This is a genomic window from Granulicella aggregans (genome assembly GCF_025685565.1).
Lineage (GTDB): Bacteria > Acidobacteriota > Terriglobia > Terriglobales > Acidobacteriaceae > Edaphobacter > Edaphobacter aggregans_B.
Genome location: NZ_JAGSYE010000001.1, coordinates 440,628 through 464,622, shown reverse-complemented (window position 1 = coordinate 464,622; position 23,995 = coordinate 440,628). Strand labels below are relative to the sequence as shown.

Below are 23,995 nucleotides of genomic sequence, written 5' to 3'. Positions count from 1 at the left end.
TGAAATCATCACTAGAACATCGACCCCGCTACCTGTTCGGCGATGTTCTCGGAGTCGTCGCTGATGGGGTTTCTCGTCTTGGTTGGGCTGGTTGGGGGACTGCTGATCCAATCCGCCTTGATGGTAATGACGAAGGCGCGCTCCCGGACACGGCCGACGATCACTTCTTCGCCTTTGTTCAGGCATTGCACTGCCAGGTTGCCGATGCCCTTCAGGGAGACGGCCTTGGCCCCGCATTGCGCGAGATAGCCGGGAAACTCCTTCGAGATATCGGGCATGGTGTGGACCGCGATGCGGAGCATGTTGCCCGGCCGGGTGAACTGGCAGGTGGCGTCGCCATCAGCCGTGAATCCGGTCACAGCCATCTGCACCTCGCCGCCCAGAAATCCGCCAGCGGTCGCCGCGTTCATCCAGGGGCACTGCGTCTGGCCGAAGCATGGGGCTGAGCTGGCGAAGAGAATCGTCACCGCCATCAGAATCCCGCGAAGATGCTTCATGGAGTGCCTCCTGGCGTTGCCTTTGCGGCCGGAGGATCGGCTACAGCGTTTTCGGTATGCGGCATGTTGGTATGCACATGCCACGGAACGCTCTCGATAGAGATCTCCGGGTGCTTTCGCAGGAAGTCGAGCGAGTAGGTCGGCGCGCCGGGATCGATCTTCTTGGTGACGAACATCGCCGACTGCTCCTTGGCCTTGTCCTTCATGCCCATGCGGCGATAGAGCAGCGCAAGGTTGTAGTGGGCGGCAAGGTCGTCAGGATCGATGGCCTGAAGCGCTTCGAACTGCTCCATCGCCTCCTGCGGCTTCCGCTGCTGGTAGTACGAGATGCCGAGCTCGCGGCGTGCATCCCGCGACTGCGGAAACTGCGCGATGACCTTTTGGAGGTCGGCAACTTCCGCGTCGGAGTGACCCGCGCGGCGCTCGACCAGGGCAAGATAGTAGAGTGCTCGAGCGTTGTTCGGTGCTAGCTCCAACGCTTTTTCGAGGCCGCCGCGCGCCGACTCGTACTTCTCCCACTCGATGTTGGTCAGGCCGATGTTGGTGTAGCCGTCGGCGTAGTCCGGGCGAAGCTTGACGACGTGCGAGAAGGCGTCGATGGCCTCGCTGTACTGGAGCTGGTCGAGGTAAGCGATGCCGAGGTTGTTCCAGCGCATCCAGTCGGCGTTGTCGTTGGGCTCAGGCTTCGTGACGGGATTCTCGCCGATGTTCAACGTCCGTGTGCGCGATGCGATCTCGACGATGGGATAAGCCGGGTGGTCCTCGCCGAAGATGTTGTTGAGGTAGCTCTGACGGAGATGGCGGTAGTTGACCTTCGCCGTGATCGAGATGGCCCCCTTCGCGTTTGCGGGAATCTGGAACTCGTAGCGGATCAGCGTCGATCGGCCAGCCTGGATCGAGTTGTCGTAGGCGACCGAGTGGATCGTCCAGACCTTGTGGTTGTCGACGAATCCGCCCGTGGTATCGACGGGACGGTTGGTGAAGCTGTGTGCGCGCTCATCGAGCTTGCCGTCGGCCTTGATGAAGCCGCTGTGGTAGATCTCCTTGCCTGTGGAGTCCGTGGCGGAGAACTCGACCCAGCCTTCGTAGAGGTCGCGGACCTCGGGGATGAGGGAGTGACCGATGTTCTTGTTCTGGATGACGGTCATCACCTGGATCGTCTCGCCGGGCTTCAGATCGAAGGTGGTCGATCCGAGAGGAGCGATCATACGATCGTCGTTCGCCTTCTTGATCGCGAACAGATCAACGTTCAGGTAGTTTCCGCTCTTGAGAAACTCGATCGTCTTGTTCAACTGCTCGTCGAAGCCGTAGTAGAAGGGAACAGCGGTATTTCCAGCGAGCCAGCGGTGCGAGGCGAACTGCCCGTTCTTCGCACCGGGATCGGGCAGCACTGCCGCAGCGCGCTTCATATGGCATCCCTGGCAACTCGTGAAGTCCGCCTTGTAGAAGGTGAGTGGGTTGCGCTGCGAGAACTTGGAGTTCTGCCACTCGTCGTAAGCCGTGAAAGCGCGGATGAACTTGTAACCGTTGAGCGGGTTGGGCAGGTTGGCCTTGTGGCACGCGGAGCAGAACTCCGGCGTGCGGTAGAGCGGCTGCATCACCGCCTTCGAGTGCCGGTCGAGATGGGCGAGGATCTCGGCATCGGGCACGAGGCCGGGAATGCGAGTCCCGTTCTCATCGACCATGACGGACGGGACGCCCATCACGTACCCACCGTTGCCGTTGGTCGATTGCACCTGCTGCACGGAGTGGCAGGTCATGCAGGTAAGGCCGTCCTGGTCGAAGCCGCGGTCGACGACCGAAGCCTGGGTGAGTCCGCCGCCAAGGACGGCGACCGGGTTGTGGCAGCTATCGCAATGCCGCGCAAACTCGATGCCCTTGGTGCGCATCAGGATGTTGACGCTGGTGCGATAAAAAGGCGTGCGGAAGGAGTTCGAGTGCAGCGACTGACGCCACTGGTGGTACGCCTCTTTGTGACACTTGCCGCAGTAGTCGGCAGTGGGGAAGGTGTCGGGCTGGAGGAAGGTGTTGCCCTCGACCGCGCCGTTACCGGGCAGCGAGATGTTGCCGGGACCAAAGGCGAAGTTGTAGCTCTTAGAGACGTGATCGGCGTATTGCTTGCGAGCGATCTCCTGGTCGGTCAACTTCTGCTGCGCTGTGCTCGCGTCGGAGGAGGCGTGGATCTTTGGCTTGGGCAGGAACGCCATGACGCTGGCGACTGAGAAGGTCGCGACAAGAAGGCTATAGCCAATGCGGAAGGCGATTGAGCTCCGTGCGTGGCTCAGGGTTCGCTGCGTATTCGAGCCAATTCTCTGGAGTCGCTGCTGCATCTTCTTCTCAGTTCTTTCGCCCGGTCTTGCTCTCACTCGGGCCGGCGGCAGATTGCCGGGGCGACACGAATTTTACTCACTTCAATGGATGGTTGTCTGCTACTTTACGGGCTCCTTCAGAAGCTCCGGATTCTGAAGTTTTGTAGGCGCTAACCCCTTTGCCTTCTTCAAGGGTGAAGAAGCGATCGACTGCGGGCAGGCTCAGCTTCTCGATGGCTCCGCTGGGCCAGTGAACTTCGACGGAATCCACCGCGGTCGCGTCGCCAATGCCGAAGTGCGGTCGCTGATCGTTCGAAGACTCGTAGCTGCCTCCGCTCAGGACATCGGCGCGCTGCCGCTGGCCGCCCGCGGTCAGATAGACGGTTGCCCCTACCGCGTCGCGCGGACTCTTCGGCCCTCCGATAAGCTTCAAACCGACCCAATGGTGGTGGTCCGGGCTCACGTCCCGCATCAGCGAGGGAGTCTGGTCCATGTTGTTGATCACCACGTCTGTCTTCCCGTCGTTGAAGAGGTCGCCAAAGGCCGCCCCGCGACCTGGGATCACCTCCGCCAGTCCCGTTCCGATGACCGGAGGAATCAGATCGAACTTCGCCCCATGATTGATGTTGTGGAAGAGCAGTGGGCGCTGCGCATAGGACGTCCCCCAGTCGTGGTCGTCGACCTGCGGGTAGACGTGGCCGTTGACCAGGAAGATGTCCTTCCAGCCATCGTTGTCGTAGTCGATGAACTCGGTCGCCCAGGTGAGGAAGGGATACGTCGCCGCCGCGATGCCCAGCTCCGGGCTGATCTCGGTAAAGCCCATGTCTCCGCCATTCTTGAAGAGCGGCTTGTAGTCATCCGAGAAAGTGCCAGTGTAGAGATCGACCATGCCGTTGTTGAGATAGTCGCCGATGGCCAGACCCATGCCCGCCTGATCGCGACCCTGCTGATTCAGAGCGAAGCCAGAGTAGTAGCTGGTGTCCTCGAAGGTTCCGTCGCCCTTGTTGATGTAGAGATAGTTCGGTGAGGAGTCGTCGGTGACGACAAGGTCCACCTTGCCATCGTTGTTAATGTCGACGAAGGTCCCTGTGAATCCGTAGAAGCGGGCCTTGTCCGATACGCCGGCCTTCTCGCTCACATCCGTGAAGGTTCCGTCACCGTTGTTGTGGAAGAGGTGGTCGGGCTCTCCGAGCAGACCGCGCGGCCCGCACATGATCTTCGCGCCACGGAAGTTGCAGTAGGTATAACTTGTCGCGGTCGAGCCGGAATCGGGGAGATGGTCCAGATCAAAGTGGATATATCCCGGCACGAAGAGGTCGAGGAGACCGTCGCCGTCGTAGTCTCCGAAGGTCGCGCCGGTCGACCAGTTGCCCAGCGTCACACCCGCCTTCTCGGCCACATCGGTGAAGGTTCCGTCATGGTTGTTGTGATACAGCCGGTTCTTCCCGAAGTTGGTCACGTACAGGTCCGGCCAGCCGTCGTTGTCGTAATCGCCGACCGCCACGCCGAAGCCCCATCGCCCGTTGGCGACGCCAGCCTTCTCCGCGACGTCGGTAAACGTGCCGTCGTGGTTGTTGTGGAAGAGCGCGGCGTGGGGAGCTTCGGCCGTGCCCTTCATCGCGTCGAAGGTCGAGCCGTTCACGATGTAGATGTCAAGCCAGCCGTCGTTGTCGTAGTCCAGCAGCGCCACGCCGGAGCCAGTCGCCTCCAGGATGTACTTCTTCTCGCGCGTCCCCATCGTGTGGTGCCAGGCCGTCAGCCCGGCCTCCTTGGCGATGTCCTTGAAGAGGACCGGCCCATCTTTGACGAAGCCGCCAGCCGTGATGGGCCGCATCTCCGAGTCCTTGACCGGAGCGAAGACACCCGCCGTCGCCGAGCCTCCCTGTGGTGTACTGGTTCCGGCCTTCTCAACTGTCTGCGTAAAGACAGCGTTGAATGGCAAGAGTAGCGGCAGCAGAGCTCCGAGCCTGATCGTTCGATTGCGTAACCCAGCATTCATACATTTGTCCCGAGATAAACCTACGCGCTGACACGTTGTTGAGGATCGTCCTTTAGGTGGAAATGCACATCAGTTCGACGTGGAGAGCGGCATCGCCTGTCTTGAACTCCAGACTTCTTACGGAGTGCGTAGTCGTCGATGTGCGTCTGACCATCTCCCGGTGAATGCCTGCAATCATCAGACCGATGGACTCCACGGATCGTGGAGATCGAAAACCGTAGTCGAGAGGCAGCAAGCAGACGAATATCTGCAGGGAACTCGGCTAGAAAGCGGCCTTCCGCTACAGCACATCTTTGATTGGGCGGGGAAGAGGGGAAGTGATTGATTTGATGGTCGGGGCGGAGAGATTCGAACTCCCGACCCTCTGCTCCCAAAGCAGATGCGCTACCAGGCTGCGCTACGCCCCGACTCTCTCTAGAATACCGCATTTCCGGCCACTCTCAGCCCTTTGTTTCGCCGCTGAAAGCGGCTGCAACCCTAGCGACGCATTCCAGCCAGCACCATCATGCTGATCAGCTTGGCCATCAGGAACACCGGAATCATCGTCAGCGCCAGCATGAAGACACCGATTGCGGCGAAGAACAGCCAGTCGCGGGTGGTGTCGCGTGGAACCAGTTGCAGGCTTCCCGAAAGCAGGGCATAGTTCCGCCGGTTGGCCTTGAAGGCAATGTCGAACACGTCGCCGACGAAGGGAATCATCCCGACCACGACTTCGATGGCGACGTTCGCCACCATCCGGGCGATGGTGACGTTCGGCACCCCGTTAAGCCACGCCGCCAGCACAATGACGCAGGAGACTACCCCGCCAAGGATGTCGCCCACGCCCGGGATCAGGCCAATGATTCCAGCGACCCCGAAGCGAACCGACGTCCCCGGAATCCTGAACCAGTCATCGAGCAGGTGAGCCAGCAGATCAATGTGCTGATTCAGTCGACTTGATGAAGGCGGCAAGATCGTCGTGGAACTGGTGGAGGACGTTGTCATTGACGTAGATCATATGCCCCGCCTGGTAGTAGTGGTAGCTGATATTGGCCTGCAGCTTCGCCGGGATGGGCAGGTGGTGCATCTCGTACTTGCCTTCGAAGTAGGGCGTGGCGAGATCGTAGTAGCCGCCCGCCAGGAAGACCTTCGTCTTCGGGTTGGACTTCATCGTGTAGGCGAGGTCGGGCATGACGTTCGTTCCGCCCTCACCCTGGCCGACCGGAGGCCCACCGGGCGCCTGGTGGCGGAGGTCCCATTGGAAGTCGGAGTCCGTGTACGCACCCGGCTTGTACGTCCAGTCCTTGCCGAACTTCAGGTCGTTCCGCATATAGGCGTTGATGGCCGTCGTGTAAGCGGAGCTGATGGCGTTGCTCTGGGGGTCGTAGTCGGCGTTTTCGCTCAGCGGGTCGATGTCCGGGCCTTTGTAGCGCGAGTCGAGCCGGCCGGTCGTGGTGTCCTGGTCGGTCTGGAGCTCCTTCGAGAACTGGCCGCCCGACACGCGAAGATTTGCCTTCAGCAGGTACGCCACGGGCAGACCGGTGTAGCCGTGCAGCTTTTCCGCGATCGCCTGCTTTTGCGCGTCGGTGAGATCGGAGCCTTGCAGCAGTGCGGTCATGTACTCGCCAAGCGCGAACTTCTCGACTTCAGCCAGGAAGGGCTCGAGCGCCGCCGGCTGCGTGGGCAGCTTGTGGTGGTAGTACGCTGTGGCGGCGAAGGTGGGCAGGCCGAGCGCATAAGCCTGGTCGACACCGGGGTTGTACACGGGGCCGTCGATGGAGTTATCGAAGCTCAGGATGGCGGAGAGCAGAACGATGCCGTTCAAGTCGACGTTCTGCAGGTCGGCGCTCAGCACGGCCGAGCGCGGAGTTCCATAGCTCTCGCCAAAGAGATACTTGGGCGAGTTCCAGCGATCGTACTTCGTCAGGAAGCGGCGGATAAAGCGCTCGAAGGCGTGCGCGTCGGGATCGGTACCCCAGAACGCCTTCTCCTTGTCCTTGCCGAAGATGCGGCTGAAGCCCGTGCCGGGAGCGTCGATAAAGACCAGGTCGCTGACGTCGAGCAAAGTGTAGGTATTATTGACGATCTTGTAGGGCGCGGCGGCGTCATGCTCGGTGTCGGTGGTGAGGACGCGGCGCGGGCCGAAGGAGCCCATGTGCAGCCACATCGTCGCCGAGCCCGGCCCACCGTTGTAGAGAAAAGTGACCGGGCGGTTCTCCGCTGCGGCAACCTTCTTGAAGTACGCCGTGTAGAAGATGCGTGCCGTGGCGGGTGAGTCTCCGGGCTTGTCCTTGTCGGGTGCCTTCTCGCCTGAGTCGGGCAGCAGCTTGCCGTCGAGGCCGAGCATCGCGTCCTGTTGATCCGTCGCGCCAACAGTCAAAGTTCCAGCAACAGCGCGGTAGCTCACCGTTCCACCGGCGGCAAGCGTCACCGAGCCTTCCGTGACCGAGTCCTGAACCAAGGCCGAGTCTTTGTCAGCGGGAGTTCCCGAGACCACAACCTTCTCATCCTTCTTGTCGTCCTTGCCGGACTTCTTGTCTTCGGCGGACGCCATCAGGACGGTGCTCGTAAGAACTGCGGCTGCGACCAGACTGCCGACGGAACGGGACCACTTGCTCATCGTTGACTCTCTCCTGGAACCTCTCCCGGGCGCTACTGGCTTGTGGGCCAGGGCTGGGGTTGAAGTCTGAAGAGTAACAAATCCGGCGGAAAGAGTTGTCTTAGGGCTGTTTGCGAGGGGTCTGCCCGGCGCGATGGCAGGCTATTGCAGCAGAGCCTGCGGGGCTGAACCAGGGCTCCAGGCGTAGCTGTTGCCGCCGCTGCGCTTGGAGTCGTAAAGCGCGAGGTCGGCAGTCTTGTAGAGCTTGTCCTGGGTCTTCCCGTCGGCGGGATAGAGCGCGACTCCAATGCTGGGCGAGGTCCTGAGTTCGGCACCGCGGAAGAGGATGGGCTCGGCGAAGCTCTCGATGATCTTCTGGCAGACCATCTCGGTGGCCTCGGCATCGGGCGACTGGCCGAGGATAAGCCCGTATTCGTCGCCTCCCAGCCGCGCGAGGCAGTCGGACTCGCGAACAACGGAACTCATGCGGACGGCCATCTCCTTCAGCACGGCGTCGCCGGCGTCGTGGCCGTACGTGTCGTTGATGCTCTTGAAGTCGTCGAAGTCCATCAGCAGCAGGGCGAACGTTCCCTGCTGGCGGCGTTTCAGCGCGAGCAGACGGCGGAAGTGTTCGGTGAACATGCGCCGGTTGGGCAGGCCGGTAAGGCTGTCGGTGTAAGCCATGTGCTCGAGCTTCTGCTGACTCTGCTTCAGCTCCACGGTCTTCTGCTCAAGCTCTGCCGTTCGCAGGGCTACCTGCCGCTCCAACTCGCGCTGCTGGCGTCGCATGTAGGCTGTCGCCAGCAGGAAGATCCCAAACAGGCAGAACAGCATAGCTACGGCGGCCAGAATTCGGAACCAGGCTTTCTGATACCAGGTCGGAAGCACCAGGATCCGGATGCGGCGCGCAGGCGACCAGAGCCCATCACGGTTGGAACCGCGCAACAGCAGGGTCAACCGGCCCGGCGGCAGGTTGGTGTAACGCAACAGCCGGCGAGTCGGATCGGCTGCGATCCAATCCCGATCGAACCCTTCCATCTTGTACTCGTAGCGGTTTCGCTCTGGAGAGGTATAGTCAAGCGCCGCAAACTCCACGGTCAGGTTGTTCTGGTCTGCCGGAATCCAAATGGGAGCCTCATCGGGTCCGCTGTTGAATCGTGACAGCGGAACGTCGGTGTATCCGATGCGGGCGGAAGTGACGACGACTGGAGGCTGGTACGTCCATGGCTTGACCAGCGAGGGACGGACTATCGTCAGACCGCCCGAACCGCCGAAGAGCAGATCGCCATTGGCCGCCTTACCGCCTCGTCCATCCCAGTAGGTCTGGATGTAGGCGCCTTCAGCCCGGCTGAACACCTGGACCTCGAAGCTGAAGGGATCGATGACCGCAAGTCCGGCGTCGGTACTCGCCCAGATCCTGCCATCGTTGGCCTCCAGCAGGCGATCTACGTTATCGTTCGGCAGACCGTCGATGATCCGGTGAAACCTCGCTTTGCCAGCGGCGTCGATTCCCTGCAGGACATTGATTCCCCCGGTGAAGGTGCCCACCCAAAGGCGGCCCTTCCGGTCGGTAATCAGGGTCGCGATCATCCCCGCGCCAAGCCCCTGGGGATCGGTCGCATCTGCAGAGATCGTGTCGACATCGCCTGTAACCACGTTCAGCCGGTTGAGGCCATTCAGCGTTCCAATCCAGAGCACATCTCCGGCTCCGCGCAACAGCACGCGGATTCTCGGGTCGGTGAGAGGCCGCTTGAGCTTCGCGGGTACGGCGGGGCCGCCGCCGGAAGGATCATACGTCCAGAGTCCATTCGATCCGCCCAGCCACAGGAACTCGTGCCCTCGCGCATCGCGATCGGGAAGAACGTCGAACAACCCCTGCGCGGCCTCGCCGATGGGGAGCCGCCTGAGCCTGGGATGGAACGGGCGGATAGCATTCTTGCCGGCGCCCGCACTGTTTAGTCCGGCGATCTCGGTGTCTTCGGCGAGAAAGAGTCCGTGCTGCGTCACGATATAGATGCCGCCGTTGGGAGCCTCGCGCATCGTGCCTACGGTGCCATCTGGCAACGCGTTCGAGGACTCCGCACTCCGGGTTCCGGAGGCGGACCGTATCTCGGCGATCCGATGGCCCGAAGGAGAGAGGATATCGATTCCGTGCTTGCTGAGACCAAGCCAGATACTTCCGTCGCGCCGCGGAAAGACAGAATAAATGTCGGCATCGCGGATGGTGTAGCCGGGACTGTCGCCGCCAAGGATGGTGGCAACGCTCTTGTGGGCGGTGTCGATATAGCTGACGCCGTGTCGCGAGCCGATCCACATCATCCCCTCATGGCTGAGGAAGATGGATTCGACCCAATCGTCCGTCAGGCTGGTCGACTGAGTGGGGTCGTGGGCGATATGGTGCACCGCCCAGGTCGCGGGCTGGACGATAAAGACGCCCTGATCCTGAGTGCCGATCCAGACGCCTCCGTCCCCGTCCGCGTTGATCGTGGAGATAAGGCTCGATAGCAAAGAGTCCGGGACGGCCCGGTTCGAGGGGGGACGATAGGCCGCGATCGCGCCCTGGGATGCCGGGACGCTTGAAGTTTGGGCTGGTTGGGGCTGCGCCACAGCATGTTCCACGACGTAGATCCCGTGGTCCGTTCCGACCCATAAGGTTCCAGTTACGTCAGCGTAGAGGCACTGGACCGAGATGGCGTCATGCCGGGTGTCGGGCACCCTTACGCGCTCCACCACCAGGCCCTGCCGTGGTCCGGCGGGGCTTCGGAGCAGGCCCTGGCTGGTTCCAATCCAGAGGGTGCCATCGGGGGAGCGAAGCACCGCCGTGATCGACCCTACGTTGACGGGAGTTCCAGCGTCATCGGTGGGCTCGATATGGGTGAAGGTAGCGGTGGACTTGTTCAGGCGATCGAGACCCGTGCTGCTGCCGATCCACAGACCGCCCTGACCGTCGTCGTCGATCGCCTGGACACTCACGGGGACGGGGCCGTTGGTGCTGGCCCGGTAGCGGACGAACCGCTCGTGGTGCCGGTCATAGCTGGCCAGACCGCCGGCGCTGGTGCCGACGAACAGGGTTCCGGACGCATCGGTGTGCAGGATCTGTGTCAGATCGTCAGGCAGGGATGAGGAGTTGCCGAGCTGTGTCTTGTAGGTCCAAAGACGGTAGCCGTCCCATCGCTGGAGCCCACCCTGGCTTGCGATCCAGAGGAAACCGTCGCTATCCTCGGCGAAACCGGAGATGACCGGGTTGGCAAGGCCGGCACCCTCGGCGAGATGCTGAAAGATATCGTCTCCGGTCAGAGGCTCTACCGGAGAGGAGGAAGAATGGACAGGCTCCGCGTGCAGCGGAGTGAGGCCCGAAACCGCGAGAACAGCAAGCAAGAGTCGGAGGACGCCGCCCAGGGAGCGAAGCGCCCGGTCGCAGGACCGCGTCAGCCAGCGGAGAGCGATCTCTCCGGGCGTTGACAGTCTGTCCTCGCGTGTTCTTCGTAGCGGCGCGATCACGATCCCGTTCCTTGTTGATCTTTGCTCGATTTATGGCTCTGTTGGATTTCTCTGTGGTTAGGAGGTCAAATGCGGAATTGCCAGATCAAAGATTGCGTGGGTTGCCGAAATCCAGAATCTTTCTACAAAACGCACGATTTTTCTTGTCCCACCGGTTCCCTACCTTTGACGCTGCTTGAGATGACCGTGACTGCCTCGGGGATGTAGACAGCAAGTGCTCGGATGGTCGAATCGTTATTATTGAATCAATTTACGGTCTCCCATGTCGCCTTAAGGCGATATGAGGCCGAATTTGACCTCTCAGTCAGAGGTCAGTGCGGTACCAGGAGCAGAACTTATCTTTGCTCTCCTTCTCAGGAGGACCTTTCGCCGCGAAAGACTCTATAAGTCCTTCGTGAGATTGAGCATCTGGGTTGCGGAGTGGTTCACGCTATGCCACATCGGAACGTTGGGAATAGAGCGAAAGTTGCAGTTATCGCTAACCTTGGGAGAATAGCTTCTGTATGGTTCCGGAATAACGTGCCGTGAGAGCCCCTTGTCGATTCAATCCACGTTCACGCGCCCTTCGAGAACCGGCGGAAGTCCAAGGCCGGGAGTGGTTTAGACTCCCTCCATCACGATGAACTCAAACTCGAATTCCGCGCGGGAGGTGTTCTTCACCTTCCTTCGCCTTGGATGTCGATCGTTTGGTGGTCCGGTCGCCCACCTGGGTTACTTTCATGCTGAACTTGTCCAGCAACGGCGCTGGTGCTCCGAGCAGGAGTACGCGGAGACCCTTGCGCTCGCGCAGTCGCTGCCAGGGCCGGCAAGCAGCCAAGTGGCCTTCGCGCTGGGACTCTTTCGCGGCGGATGGATGGGGTCGCTCGCGGCCTGGGTTGGCTTTACGATGCCGTCGGCGCTGCTGCTCTTCGGTTTTGCGTGGGGGCACGCATGGTTCAGCGGAGGAATAGGCGACCGAGCGCTGCACGGGTTGCAGTTGGTTGCCGTAGCGGTCGTGGCGCAGGCGGTTCTCACGATGCAACGTTCGCTTGCATCCACATGGGGCTTGCGGCTTATTGCGCTCGCTGCCGCCGGGGCGACCCTGCTGTTGCCGTCGGCGTTTACTACGATTGCGATCATCGGCTCCGCCGCAGCTCTCGGATCTCTCCTTCAGTCAGCCTCGCAGACAGTGAACACTCCAGCCTCAGCGCGAACCGAGACGGTCTCGGCTAAAGCCGGATGGATCGCTGTCTCCGCCTTCGTCATCCTGCTCGCCGTCTCCCTGTTGTCCGTCGCTCTGCTGCCCGCGAAGGCGGCGGAGTTGCATATCCTGCCGGTCTTCGGAGCGTTCTATCGCACGGGAGCCCTGGTCTTCGGCGGCGGCCACGTCGTACTGCCTCTGCTGGAGCGAGCTGTCGTGGCTCCCGGCTGGGTGGATGAGTCAAGTTTCCTGGCAGGATATGGCGTGACCCAGGCCGTCCCCGGACCGCTCTTCACCTTTGCGGCGTACCTGGGTGCCGTCATCAAAGATCCTGCGACGGGAGCCGTCCCCGGAAGCCTGCTCGTTCGGGCAGGGATGTCGCTCCTGGCGCTCGTGGCGATCTTTATGCCGGGTCTCTTGCTAATGGTGGCTGCGCTGCCGCTCTGGGGGCGACTGCGCCAGCACCCTCGACTTCTATCGGCGCTCCGCTTCGTGAACGCAAGTGTTGTCGGGATCCTGTTTGCCGCCCTCATCCGCCCGGTCGGGACGACGGCGATTCACACCTGGTTCGATGGGGTGGTTGCGCTTGCGGCGTTTGCCGCGCTCATAAAGTTGAACGCTCCGCCGTGGACCGTCGTCGTTGCGGTCGTTCTGTACAGCGTTGCGGCGGGTGCGATACGCCCCTAAACTCCTGTGCTGCCGAAGCCGCCCAGCCCACGCGGAGCCTCTTCCAACTCTTCAGCTTCGAGAAACTCAGCCTCGATCCGTTGCACCAGGCGAAGCTGAGCGATCCGGTCACCTGCCGCGACTTCGACAGTAGTGGCGGAGAGATTAGTCAGGACTACCTTCAACTCTCCCCGGTATCCGGGGTCGATGACGCCAGCCAGAGTCGTGACGCCGCGCACCGCCAGACCGGACCGGTCTTCGACCAGAGCGCCGTACTCCGAAGGAAGCTCGATCGCGACGCCGGTGCTGACAAGGGTGGTGGCACCGGGTTCGACCGTTGCGGCTCGGACGGCATAGAGATCGGCGGCCAGGTCTCCCCACGGGCCGGTGTGTGCGTACTTCGGCAGCTTCGCAGCCGCATGCAGCTTCTTGATTCTGATCGGAATGACAGGGTGCATGCTTCCAGTCTACGGACTCCGGCAGGTTTGCCGCGTGTGGACCCGGATAGAATGGAAGGTGGCAAAGACGAATGAGCAGAATACTGATTACCGGTGGCTCCGGCTTCTTCGGAGGCATCCTGAAGCGCAGGCTGTTGGCCGAGGGCCATACCTGTCACAACATCGACCTGGTCGCCGACACGGACAGCCACGAACGGCTTGGCGCGACCCAGGGCGACATCCGCGACTACGGCCTGCTGCGCTACCTCTTCGAGCACGGCAACTTTGACGCCGTCTTCCACTGCGCGGCGCAGCTTGCCCACGACACCATCGATGAGACCATGCTCTGGACTTCGAACGTCGACGGCACGCGAAACATCGCCAATGCCTGCCGCGAGTTCAACGTCCCCAAGCTGGTCAACATTTCGACCAACTGCCTGTGGGCGAGCAACCTCGGCCACGACGTGGTCGAAGGTGAGCCGCCCAATCCCGTCGAGCTCTACGGCAAATCGAAGCTGGCCGCCGAGGAGTTGTTGAAGGAGTATGAGCGCGACCTGCAGGTGGTCACGATCCGCTGCCCGACCATCATCGACTGCGGTCGGCTCGGCCTGCTGGCAATCCTCTTCGAGTTCATCCAGGATGGGCGCAAGGTATGGGTGGTCGGCGAAGGATCGAACCGCTACCAGTTCATCTATGCACAGGATCTGGCCACCGCCTGCGTCCTGACGCTCAACTACTCCGAATCGGACCTCTTCCATATCGGATCGGAGAATGTTGTCTCGCTCGGACAGGTCTACCAGTCTGTGATCGATGCCGCCGGGACCAAGGCACGCGTGGCGAAGCTTCCCAAGGCCCCGACCATCTTCGCGATGAAGCTGGCGCACAAACTGGGAGTCTCACCGCTGGGGCCGTATCACTATCGCATGATCGCCGAAGACTTCATCTTTGCGACGGGCCATATCCGCGCCAAGCTGGGCTGGGCACCCACGCTGACCAACGAAGCGATGATGATCGAGGCGTATCGCTACTACGCGGAGCAGCGCGCGGAGATCCATGCCCGCAAGGATGTTTCGGCGCACTCGAAGGCTGCCCCGATGGGAATCATCCGCCTGCTCAAATGGATCTCGTGATCGTGAGTTTGAGCTCGTACAGGCATGTCTCGATGCCGTCATTCTGAAGGTGCAGCCGAAGAATCCCCGCATTTCGCCCGTGCCGCCGGGAAACTCGCATGGCACGGGCAGAAAATGCGGGGATTGTTCCCCCTTCGCTGCGCTCGAGGTTCAGAATGACGGACTATCTGAGTTCGGCGATGGCTTCTAGTGACCGAAGAACTCGACGAAGTTCTTGGCGTTCGGAACACCCACTCCGGTCACGTTGTCCCATCCCTTCGCGGTTGCAAGGCTCGTGTCCGTGCCAAACGTCAGCAGGACAGCCGTGTTAGGAAGCATGGGATAGTCCCACAGGGCGCTGACGTAGGATGTCGTTCCCTCAAGCGGAGCGGCGATCTGATCTGCGGTGTAGGCCGTCGTTCCGGTCGAGGTCTGCACCGTGCCGCCGACGTTGCTCTTGAAGCTCATAGGCAGGATGTCGGTGATGGTCGAGGCTGGCATGGTGTACAGATATGGTGCAGCCTGACCCAGAGGGACACCGGCTGCCTGGTTTGCGATGGCCCAAAGCGCGGAGAACATGGGGCACGCAAGGCTGGTGCCGGCGTAGACCTGATATTGAAGAGCAGGCAGCGATCCGGACTGGCTTATGGCGATATAGACACCCGTGAACGGATCGCCGATCCAGGAGACATCCGGGAGCTGCCGGCTGGTGCCGGGCAACTTGGCCTGGAAGGACGGCTTGAGGAAGAAGCTGCTCGCGCCGCCGCCTGACCCGAAGTTGAAGTAGCCATTGCCCGCGGGTGGAGTCGTCACCTTACCTTGTTGGGCCAGGACGTTCTCGTTGGTTCCCCATCCCCACTGGTACGCAAGAGTGCTATTCGCACCCAGGACAACAGATACTCCGCCGACGGCAGTCGCATAGGGAGAAGCAGCCGGAGAGCTGACCGAGGACGGGAAGGCCCAGGGCATATCGTTGGTGTAGTCGCCGGAGTCGCCGGTCGAGAAGTTCGTCGAGATGCCCATAACGGCCGCAGTCTCCGTGATGAACTCCTCGGTCTGAAGGACCGTGGACGGGGTGAAGATCTCCTCGCTGCCGTAGCTGCCGGAGATGACGTTGCCCAGCTGATAGTTCACCGCGTAGAAGAGCCCCTGGTCGAGATCCTGGAAGCTCGCGCTGGGAGGAACTACGAGCGCAATCTTTGCCCCTGGAGCGACGGCGTGGGCCCACTGTACGTCCATATTGATCTCGGCGCTTGGAGCCTCGCAATAGGAAGGTGTTGGGGTGTAGGTGATGCTGAAGTTCGAGGAGGTCAACTGGGGCAAGTTGAACTGCGAAGAGAAGGCATTGGTATCACTCAGAACGTTCGGCGAGCCGCACCAGTCGACGATCACAATGGTCTGGCCAGTGCCGTCAAATCCCTCCGCATAGAGGCCGTTGAGGTTGTAGGCGGTGCGGATATCCGTCGGCGTATAACCACATCCGGACGCCGAAGCCGTGTACTCATTGCCGGCGTAGGTCGCCTGGGGCAGCGTTCCGCTGGTGGTAAAGGTCTGTGAGGTCTGGCCTACGAAGCAACGGTTGTTGAAGGCCAGCGAGGTTCCGGAGGCGGACGCCGACGGCGGGATGCTGCCAATTGTCTTGCGCGCACCTTCCTTGGGAGAGGTCGGCGGAAGCACCGTCATCGGAATGCTGTTAATGGTGGTCTGCTGGGCGATGGGGTGGGTGTACTCCATGTTGTCGAGACCTGAGATCGAGGCCACCAGGGGCGCGGCCTTGCCGGAGACAAAAGGATCTTCCACGTTGCCCCGGATGACCTTTCCATCCACCTCATAGTTATTGAGAGTGACTCGGAAGGCACTGGAGATGGCTGCGGCGGTTCCGCGGGCCCGCACGAAGAAGTTATTCGGCCCGGTGGCCACTGTGGTCAGTCCATTGGCCGTGAAAAAGTCGCGAATTGTCTGAACTTCAACGGCGGTGGGAGCATATCGCCTGGCGAACTCTGCCGGCGTCAGCCAACGTCGATAGTTTGCTGACTTTGGGTCGTACAGGTCTCTTGCTACGAAATCCAAATCTTCCTGGTTGTGGGGTTTCAGCCAGATCGAGACCTCTACCTGGGTGTCGGGTTCTACGGGGCCAAGGGCCTTAACTGACGAAGAGAATCGAGGGTGGTTATTTGTTACCGTTACACCGTCGGTGCGGGATGGAGCAGATAGGGCGGAACCGTGCATCGCCGAACTTGAGAGCAGAAGAGTGCAGCAGAAAAGCTTCCCCAGGGTCATTCGTTACTTCCTCCAGATACACGGTTGCTACCGGGAGGGTAACGTATGGAATATGGATCGTCTAGACAATTGAAACAAACGGGTGTAGGCTACTGACCGCATTTGGGCCAGTTTGGATAAGCCTGAAACGAACCTTAAGACTGACGCCCGCTTTTCTTCTATCTCAAAGCCGGTCGGCAGTTAGCTTGCGAGCGCTTCTTTTTCACGTACCGAGTTGACCGACTTCTCGGCAAGTATCAGGGACTTGCGGTACAGATCGCTCAGGTCGTTCTCCGAAATATGAAGCATCTTCGCCTGGGTCGCACAGTAGGCCCAATCCGCACTTCGGTAATGCTTGTACAGGTTCAATCCGAGGCTCACGGAGTTTGCCGCTCCGGCAACCGCGACCTTGACTTCGTCGCGAAGCGGAAGGGCATGGATCAGTTCATCGACCGGCATGCCCAGCATGACGTCCATCATCGAGAGCAGGCCGAAGAGATACTGCTCGGTCGGATTCTCGCGCGTGAACGGGGCCATCAGTTCCAGGAAACGGGCCCGGTGCAGCACATCGACGAGAAGCTCCCGGGGGCGGTCGCGGCAGGTCTCCGTGGCGATCGCGTTCATCATCAGCTTGCGAAATCTCACCTCGCCCACAAGCACCAGGGCATCCTGCAGGGAGCGTATCTGCTGCGGCGCGCCGAACGACGCCGAGTTCACCAGTCGCAGCAACTGATAACTGAGCGCGGGCTCGGACTTGAGCAGCAGAGCCAGCTGAGCGACATCGAAGTGGTCCTGGCTGAGAGCGGAGATCAGGTAGAGATAGTTGATTCCGTTGGTTGGCGCACGCTTCTTCGAGAAGACCGTCGGCATGCAGAAGAAGTATCCCTGGAACAGCTTGAACCCCTCGGCTTTAGCGGTCTCAAACTCCTGGGCGGTCTCTACCTTTTCGGCGATCATCACCGTCTCTCTGCCCCGGAAGAGCTCAATGATCTTCCGCCGCTCTTTCGCGTCCGAAAGCCGGAAGTCAACCTTGACATAGTCGGCCAGGTGGACCAGCGGACGGGTGCCCTCGTTGATGCGGAAGTCGTCGAGCGCCAGCTTATATCCCATCGCCTTGTAACGGGTGCAGGCGGCGATGACTTCCTTGTCCGCCACAATCGTCTCGAGAATCTCAAGGACGGTCGAGCGCGGAAGCAGGGTGACCAGGCCGTTCACCAGGGACTCCCGCGTGCAGTTCACGAAGGTGGCCGTGCCGTGGGTCAGATCGTGGAAGCCGTAGAGCGCGCCATCGGCGATCATCTTGCGGGTGGCGTCGTCGCTGTCGTCGGCAAAGCGGTTCTCCCAGCCGGAGCGGAAGAGAAGCTCATAGCCGCATACGGCGAGCTCGCGATCGAGGATCGGCTGCCGGGCGATGAAACGCCGCTCTTCGCTCTTCTTAGCCTCAGTCGCCGGCCGGTTCTTGACAACATTGACTCGTTCGTCGATCGCGACGGTCGTGTCGATCTCGGTCTTTCTGCGCCAGCTTGGGGTGAAGAGGCTCAAGTTCATGGTGGTCAAAACCTCGGCGGTAGAGTTGAGCAGCCTTCCAGCGTCTGGGCAGCGCTGCGGTATCCTTGAATGCGCCTGCGGACGCGTAGAAGGCCGTGACAAAGCCAGTATCGGCAAGAATCTTCCTCCCATCGCGGCGGATTGCCGGATTTCGGTCTGTACGGTTACGGATGTACCGGGCAAGCGCGCGGGCGCAATCGGAGATTGACCTGCGGCCAAATCCTCGATACACTCATAGAGTTTGGCGCTGCAACTGGTGTGTCTGGTTGCAAGCTGGCGAATCGGGATTGTGGCTGAGTTCAAGCTGCGATCTGAGAGTGAGCCGGCATCGGTACGAGACAGTCTGTGAGCGCCCACCCAGCAAAAGGGATACAGGCAGAACAATTCTTGAAGGAAGCGGCGGCGTTTTCTGCCCCGCTTGAGGTTTTTCGTTATGTACGCAGTCATTCGCACCGGTGGTAAGCAGTACCGCGTCGCTCCCGGCGACACGTTGAAGATTGAGCGCACCGCTCACGAGAACGGCGTCGTCGAGTTCTCTGATGTCCTCGCCTTCTCAGGCGAAGAGGGCAAGTTCGAGTCGGAGCTTGGCGGAGCGAAGGTCACCGCGCAGGTGCTCGGCGAAGGCCGCGGCGAGAAGATCCTGGTCTTCAAGCTGAAGCGCAAGAAGCAGTACAAGAAGATGCAGGGTCACCGCCAGAACTTCGTTGAAGTGAAGATCAACGAGATCCTCGTCAACGGACAGACCTACAAGGCTTAGTTTCACAGGTTTCATGCCGTCATTCTGAGCGGAGCGAAGAATCCCCGCATTTCGGGCCGGCACAAATTTCAGAGAGCGCACTGAGCGCGGAAGAGGACTAAAGTGGCACATAAAAAGGGACTTGGATCATCGAAAAACGGCCGCGACTCAAATGCGCAGCGGCTCGGCGTAAAGGTATTCGGCGGCCAGGCGATTCTGGGCGGCGGCATCATCGTTCGTCAGCGCGGCACACCGCTGAAGCCCGGCCTGAATGTCGGCCGCGGTAAAGACGATACCCTCTTCGCGAAGGTCTCGGGCGTTGTCCGCTTCCAGGATCGTGGCCAGCACGGCCGCTTCGTCATCGTCGATCCGGCGGAAGTGATCGCGGTGCAGGCGTAAGCTCTTGTTAGCAGAAAGATCAAAGAAGCCCCGGGGATCCGGGGCTTCTTTGCGTTTGCTGCGAGATTTAGTGGAGTTGATGCCCTAGGTAAGGCTGTCGCCCCGAACGATCCAATTTGTGCCGCAGTCGATGCAGTGCCAGAACTCTTTCTCAGGCGGAGCTGGAACCGGGAATCCAAGTAGCAGGATCGAAGTCGCTGCTACTTTGGCATCGAGATTATTGAACCTGCTATTGAGCGATCCGCACTTCGGGCACTGCGGCTGCTGAAAGTCCGGTTCCCCTTCTACAGCAACGCTCTCTGGAATCGGTTGAGATAAAACGGCCTCTGCAGCCTCGACGTCTGCCTCAGCAACCTGAAGGCGAATCCCTCCCATCAGGTTCGACCAGAGCCAATCGATGCGGATCGTGTTCTCGTCACGCAGAAAGCATGCAATTCCCGAGGATTCAAGAGCGCTGCGGGCCAGCATCGCTTCAGCTTGGTCGCGATACTGGCGGATGGTCTTGACCCCAAGGAGAGCGTCCGGCTGCTCTTCCTCTTCGGCATCCGGGGTCTCCAGGTTTCGCCGTTTGAACTCGTCTCGCACGAGGGTCTGGGCGTTGTCGGTTAGCGAAGCATACTGTGCCCCAAGACGGAGCATCTCGTCGTCGGACATTGCGGAAAATTGAGATTTGAGATCTTCATCCATAGAGGTCGATGGTAGAACACCGGGTACTGGATCGGCGAAGAGCAGACCAGAGAGGCCTCGCCTAAGCGAGGCCTCTCTGGTTCATCGTACCGAGGAAGTTAGCTCGGCTTCTCGTCCTGCTTAGGCTCTTCCTTCGGTCTGGGCTGGGGCCGGTCTTCTGGCCTCTGCTGCGGCTTTGCCTGAGGCTTCGGCAGCGGTTTCTGCTGTGGCTGAGGTTGAGGAGGAGGCGCGACAGGACGAACCGGCGGCGCGGGGCGAACGGGCTCCTGCTGTGGCTTGACCTCCTGTGCCGGGGCCGGACGCTGGGGTAGCTGCACAGGACGATTCACCTCCGGCGCCGGTGCGACCGGACGAGGCTGCGGTTGTGGCTGCGAAGCCGCAGGCCTCTGAATGGGGGCTGCGGTCACCGGGGCCGGGCGTGTGACCGGCGCGGGCTGTGAGTGCTCCTGCACGGGTTGCTGGGCAGGCGGTATCACCGGCCTCGCGACCGGCTGCTGCACCGGCGGTTGACCCGGACGAGCCACCGGCGCAGGCTGAACGACGGGCCGAATCGGCGCGCTCGCGTTCACCGGCTGGTTGACCCGGCTCTGCTGCACTGGCTTCGGGGCGGCAGGCGGAGGTGGCGGCGTCTTCGGCATGATCCGCGCAGGCGGCAACTGGTTGACGGCGACGGGTCTTGCCGGAGCGCTGCTGGCGACCGCACGTGCGGGCCGGCCGGTAGGGGTCATCAGGGTTGGGCGGGTGACGGGCCGGGCGACGTTCGCGGCTGCTACCAGCGACGGGTGGGCAACGGTCGGAGCGGGTGCGGTCGGACGGACGGAGATAGGTGCCTGAGCCACCTGCTGCACCTGCTGCGGCGTCAGGTGAACCATCTGCCGGGCGACCGGAGCGCCTGACGCGACAGCATTGACTGGAACGGCAGTGACCGCGCGGCGGTTGGAGTAGTTGAAGTTGTTCACGACCGTGTTGTTGACGGTGGTGTTGTTGATCGTCGTGTTATTGATGACCGTCTTGTTGATATAGGTGTTGTAGTTGTTCACCACGGTCACGTTGCGGATGACGTTGACGTTCACGTTCGTCACGTTGACCTGCTGGGCGTAGTGCGGGCTGCAGCGATACCAGGGGACGTAGGGCTCGCCGACGCCGATGGGGAACCATGCGGAGATACCTCCTCCACCACCGCCGAAGCTGATGCCGATCGAGAGGCCACCGCCGCCGGGCGCTCCGCCGACGAAGGCCACGAGCGCGGGCGAGTAGACAGGGCGGACAGCCGGCGGCCCGGGGAACCATCCCCAACGATCGCCCCGCAGCGACCAGCGGCCATAGTGGAAGGGAGCGAAGCCCCACGGTGCGTCATCGACCCAGGTGTAGCCCCACGGCTGCACATAAGCCCAGTGGCCGGTGGAATAAGGCTGCCATCCATAGGGCACGCTCGTCGGATACCAGACCGGGCCGTACTCGGGGTCCTGCGACCAGGTCCCGTAGCTGTCGAGATCGCCGTAGCCGACCATCTGCGGGCTCACATAGCGAGCGGAGACCGACCGCTGCAGGCGCTGGTCGAGCGAGATGCTCCAGTAGTCGAGATCGTCGTAGTCGGGCACATCGAGATACTGAAGCTGGACGGGATTCTGGCCGAAGAGACCGACCGAATAGCCGCTCGATACAGGGAGATTAATGTTCGGTCCGGTGAGCTGGGCGTTTCCGGAGTTGATGGTGAGGATGGAGCTGGCGTCCTGATCGCCGTACTGGCCGCCGCCCTGGGCGAAGGCCTCGATGCGATAGTCGCCGGGGCTGTTGATCAGGGCCGCGCCGTTAGGCGTGTCGACCTCGATCTGGCTGCCCGGCTCCATCTGGAAGACGCGCAGGCGAAGCGCTCCCTGGGCAAGCCCGATCTGTTCGAAGTTGTCGGAGAGGTTGGTGAGCGTGACGTCGGTGGCCTGCCAGATGCGCATCTCTGCGCCGCCAAGCTGGACGACGGCACGGGATCCCGGCCCGGTGTAGAGTCGGTCGCCGCCAACCATCGGATAGTTGATCGGCGCATCCGCCCATTGATCGGAACCGTAGGCCTGCAGCGAGACGTTGCCGTTCAGATATCCGATGCGGGCGATGGAGGCCGGCGGGTCGCCCTGATAGCTCTGGTCATACTGGGCAAGGAGCGTCGAGGCTGACAGTAGCGGAAGAAGTAGAAGAACGGCTCCGCGCCGGAAAAGTTTGCGTGCTTGCATGTCGTGCCTCCTGGATCAACAAGGGGCGGCCATCGTGATGGACCGCCACGTTGTTGTACCACGGAGGGTGTAACACGGGTTTTCAGAAATCGACGCGGTCAGAGGAGCTAATGTACCGGAGCGTCAGCTGCGGGCTTGATCTTACCGATGGCAATAACCAGCGGAATCATGCACGCGCAGAAGACGGCGAAGATGGAGATGATGTCGAGGTAGGCCAGCATCGCGGACTGGCGATGAAGCTGGTTGTAGATGTACGCCTGCGCGGTATGGGTGCCAGGGCCGGTCATGTTATTGCCGCCGCTGCCGCCGTGTCCTCCGAAGAAGCCCTTGAGCTGGCCCACCATATGGTTGAAGTTGCTGGTCGCCGGCGTGAGGTTACGGATCATCAGGGCTTCATGGCGCTGCGATCCGCGAGAGAGCATGGTTGCCACAAACGCCGTTCCGACCGAGCCGCCGATGTTACGGGCGAGATTGGTCAGCCCGGAGACGTCGTTGTTCTGCGCTCGAGGAACGCCCGTGTACGTGACCGTATTGATCGGAATGAAGAGGAAGGCGAGGCCTGATGCCTGATACACGCGCAGCCACATGATGTGTTTGAAGCTGGCTTCGAGCGTAAGGCCGTGCATCCAGATCATCGAGGTGGAGAGGATGAAGAACCCGTAGCAGATGAGATAGCGCGGATCGGTCTTGCCGACCAGAAAGCCCACAACGGGCATCATCAGCATGATGCAGACGCCGCCCGGCGAGATGACCAGACCTGCGAGCTCCGCGGTATATCCATAGAGGGTCTGCACCATCTGCGGGATCAGCACGGTCGTTCCGTAGAGCGAGAAGCCGAGCACAAACATCAGCACAAACGGGATCGCGAAGGTCTTGCGCTTGAAGAGCGTGAGATTGAGGACGGGGCGGTTCTTGATTCTGAGTTGGTACAGCTCCCAGAAGATCAGCGTGACCAGCGACGTGACGCAGAGAATCGTGAAGAAGACGATGACGCTGGAACCGAACCAGTCGTCCTCCTGGCCCTTGTCGAGGATGAACTCGAGCGACCCGAAGCCCGAAGCGAGCAGGCCGAAGCCGAAGAGATCGAGCTTCAATCCGCCCTTCTTCGATTCAGCAACTTCCTTCGCGATGTGCGGTGGGTCTTCGACAAGGCGGTTGGTGAGAAAGAGCGACAGGATCGCGATCGGAACATTGATGAAGAAGATCCATCGCCAGTTGTAGTTGTCGGTGATCCAGCCGCCGAGCGTTGGGCCGATGGCCGGAGCGACGACCACTGCGAGGCCGTACAGCGCGAAGGCCTGTCCGCGCTGCTTTGGGGTGAACGTATCGGCGAGAATTGCCTGCTCAGACGGCGCGAGACCACCACCGCCAGCACCCTGTAGCACGCGGCATAAGATGAGGATCGGCAGCGAAGGCGCGAGCCCGCAGAGCATCGAGCTGATGCCGAAGAGGACCACGCAGATCATGTAGAACTTCTTGCGGCCAATGAATGTCGTGAGATACGCGCTGGCCGGAAGGATCACGGCGTTCGAGACGAGGTAGCTGGTGAGCACCCAGGTCGCCTCGTCCTGCGACGCTCCGAGTGAGCCGGCGATGTGCGGCAGGGCAACGTTGGCGATGGAGGAGTCGAGCACCTCCATAAACGTTGCCAGCGTTACGGTGAGCGCGATGGCCCACGGGTTGGCGCGAGGCCGCCAGTTGCGCTCGGCCAGGGATTCGGCTGCTTGCTGTTCTGAGAGGGACGCGGTCGCGGTTGCCATGCTTGTCCAAGTTGGATTCGCAGAGCAAGCGGAGGGATTCAGTGATTGCGGTGTTCTTCGGATGAATAAAGTCGGCTGGGTGACGTCTTACGTCCCACCCATCGC

Annotated in this window: 16 protein-coding genes and 1 tRNA gene; 4 read left to right on the top strand and 13 right to left on the bottom strand. The window is 61.1% G+C overall.

The genetic code is table 11. From position 1 onward, the window contains the following. Positions 1-11: 11 nt before the first annotated feature. The 7 genes from OHL18_RS01910 to OHL18_RS01880 form a co-directional block, all read right to left on the bottom strand. Positions 12-497 carry a hypothetical protein gene (locus OHL18_RS01910; protein WP_263373140.1) on the bottom strand — a complete coding sequence of 162 codons (486 nt, stop codon included), beginning with the start codon at positions 495-497 and terminating at the stop codon, positions 12-14. Then, the gene (locus tag OHL18_RS01905; RefSeq protein ID WP_263373139.1) at positions 494-2,827 is read right to left on the bottom strand and encodes a tetratricopeptide repeat protein; all 2,334 of its coding nucleotides are present in this window, start codon (positions 2,825-2,827) and stop codon (positions 494-496) included. The genes OHL18_RS01910 and OHL18_RS01905 overlap by 4 nt, the downstream gene beginning before the upstream one ends. Before the next feature lie 76 nt (positions 2,828-2,903). Beyond that, complete coding sequence (locus tag OHL18_RS01900; protein ID WP_263373138.1) at positions 2,904-4,805, bottom strand: CRTAC1 family protein; 1,902 nt, start codon at positions 4,803-4,805, stop codon at positions 2,904-2,906. A 330-nt stretch (positions 4,806-5,135) separates the two neighbouring features. Next, positions 5,136-5,212 (bottom strand) — tRNA-Pro (locus tag OHL18_RS01895). A 70-nt stretch (positions 5,213-5,282) separates the two neighbouring features. Next, the gene (locus OHL18_RS01890; RefSeq protein WP_263373137.1) at positions 5,283-5,756 is read right to left on the bottom strand and encodes a DUF4112 domain-containing protein; all 474 of its coding nucleotides are present in this window, start codon (positions 5,754-5,756) and stop codon (positions 5,283-5,285) included. Then, positions 5,719-7,404, bottom strand: a complete 1,686-nt coding sequence (locus OHL18_RS01885; RefSeq protein WP_263373136.1) for a S10 family peptidase — start codon at positions 7,402-7,404, stop codon at positions 5,719-5,721. Before OHL18_RS01885 ends, OHL18_RS01890 begins: the two co-directional genes overlap by 38 nt. Positions 7,405-7,545: 141 nt before the next feature. Then, complete coding sequence (locus OHL18_RS01880) at positions 7,546-10,884, bottom strand: ligand-binding sensor domain-containing diguanylate cyclase (protein WP_263373135.1); 3,339 nt, start codon at positions 10,882-10,884, stop codon at positions 7,546-7,548. A 619-nt stretch (positions 10,885-11,503) separates the two neighbouring features. On the opposite strand from OHL18_RS01880, the gene chrA reads away from it, so the two are divergent. Continuing rightward, entirely contained in the window at positions 11,504-12,751 is a 1,248-nt protein-coding gene (gene chrA / locus OHL18_RS01875; protein ID WP_263373134.1) for a chromate efflux transporter, read from the top strand. Here chrA and dut read toward each other — a convergent pair. Beyond that, the gene (dut, locus tag OHL18_RS01870) at positions 12,748-13,188 is read right to left on the bottom strand and encodes a dUTP diphosphatase (protein ID WP_263373133.1); all 441 of its coding nucleotides are present in this window, start codon (positions 13,186-13,188) and stop codon (positions 12,748-12,750) included. The genes chrA and dut overlap by 4 nt on opposite strands. Positions 13,189-13,259: 71 nt before the next feature. Between dut and OHL18_RS01865 the strand changes: the two genes are divergently transcribed. Next, positions 13,260-14,297 (top strand): NAD-dependent epimerase/dehydratase family protein, encoded by a 1,038-nt coding sequence (locus tag OHL18_RS01865; RefSeq protein ID WP_263373132.1) that lies wholly within the window; start codon positions 13,260-13,262, stop codon positions 14,295-14,297. 186 nt (positions 14,298-14,483) lie between these two features. Here the strand turns inward: OHL18_RS01865 and OHL18_RS01860 are convergent, their stop codons facing one another. Both OHL18_RS01860 and OHL18_RS01855 read right to left on the bottom strand, forming a co-directional pair. Beyond that, positions 14,484-16,556 carry a S53 family peptidase gene (locus OHL18_RS01860; RefSeq protein WP_263373131.1) on the bottom strand — a complete coding sequence of 691 codons (2,073 nt, stop codon included), beginning with the start codon at positions 16,554-16,556 and terminating at the stop codon, positions 14,484-14,486. A 180-nt stretch (positions 16,557-16,736) separates the two neighbouring features. Beyond that, positions 16,737-18,083: an EAL and HDOD domain-containing protein gene (locus OHL18_RS01855; RefSeq protein WP_263373130.1), complete on the bottom strand. Its 1,347-nt coding sequence runs from the start codon at positions 18,081-18,083 to the stop codon at positions 16,737-16,739. A 433-nt stretch (positions 18,084-18,516) separates the two neighbouring features. Here OHL18_RS01855 and rplU point away from each other — a divergent pair, with 433 nt between their 5' ends. Together rplU and rpmA are read left to right on the top strand one after the other, a co-directional pair. Then, on the top strand, positions 18,517-18,840 hold the full coding sequence (rplU, locus tag OHL18_RS01850; RefSeq protein ID WP_263373129.1) for a 50S ribosomal protein L21: 324 nt from the start codon (positions 18,517-18,519) through the stop codon (positions 18,838-18,840). A gap of 102 nt (positions 18,841-18,942) precedes the next feature. After that, positions 18,943-19,218, top strand: a complete 276-nt coding sequence (rpmA, locus tag OHL18_RS01845) for a 50S ribosomal protein L27 (protein ID WP_263373128.1) — start codon at positions 18,943-18,945, stop codon at positions 19,216-19,218. Between the two features lie 84 nt (positions 19,219-19,302). Here rpmA and OHL18_RS01840 read toward each other — a convergent pair whose 3' ends face one another. From OHL18_RS01840 to OHL18_RS01830, 3 genes are all read right to left on the bottom strand, one after another. Next, the gene (locus OHL18_RS01840; protein WP_263373127.1) at positions 19,303-19,872 is read right to left on the bottom strand and encodes a DUF2007 domain-containing protein; all 570 of its coding nucleotides are present in this window, start codon (positions 19,870-19,872) and stop codon (positions 19,303-19,305) included. 131 nt (positions 19,873-20,003) lie between these two features. Continuing rightward, positions 20,004-22,130: a DUF6600 domain-containing protein gene (locus OHL18_RS01835; protein WP_263373126.1), complete on the bottom strand. Its 2,127-nt coding sequence runs from the start codon at positions 22,128-22,130 to the stop codon at positions 20,004-20,006. Between the two features lie 107 nt (positions 22,131-22,237). Continuing rightward, entirely contained in the window at positions 22,238-23,890 is a 1,653-nt protein-coding gene (locus tag OHL18_RS01830) for a DHA2 family efflux MFS transporter permease subunit (RefSeq protein ID WP_263373125.1), read from the bottom strand. Positions 23,891-23,995: the final 105 nt, after the last annotated feature.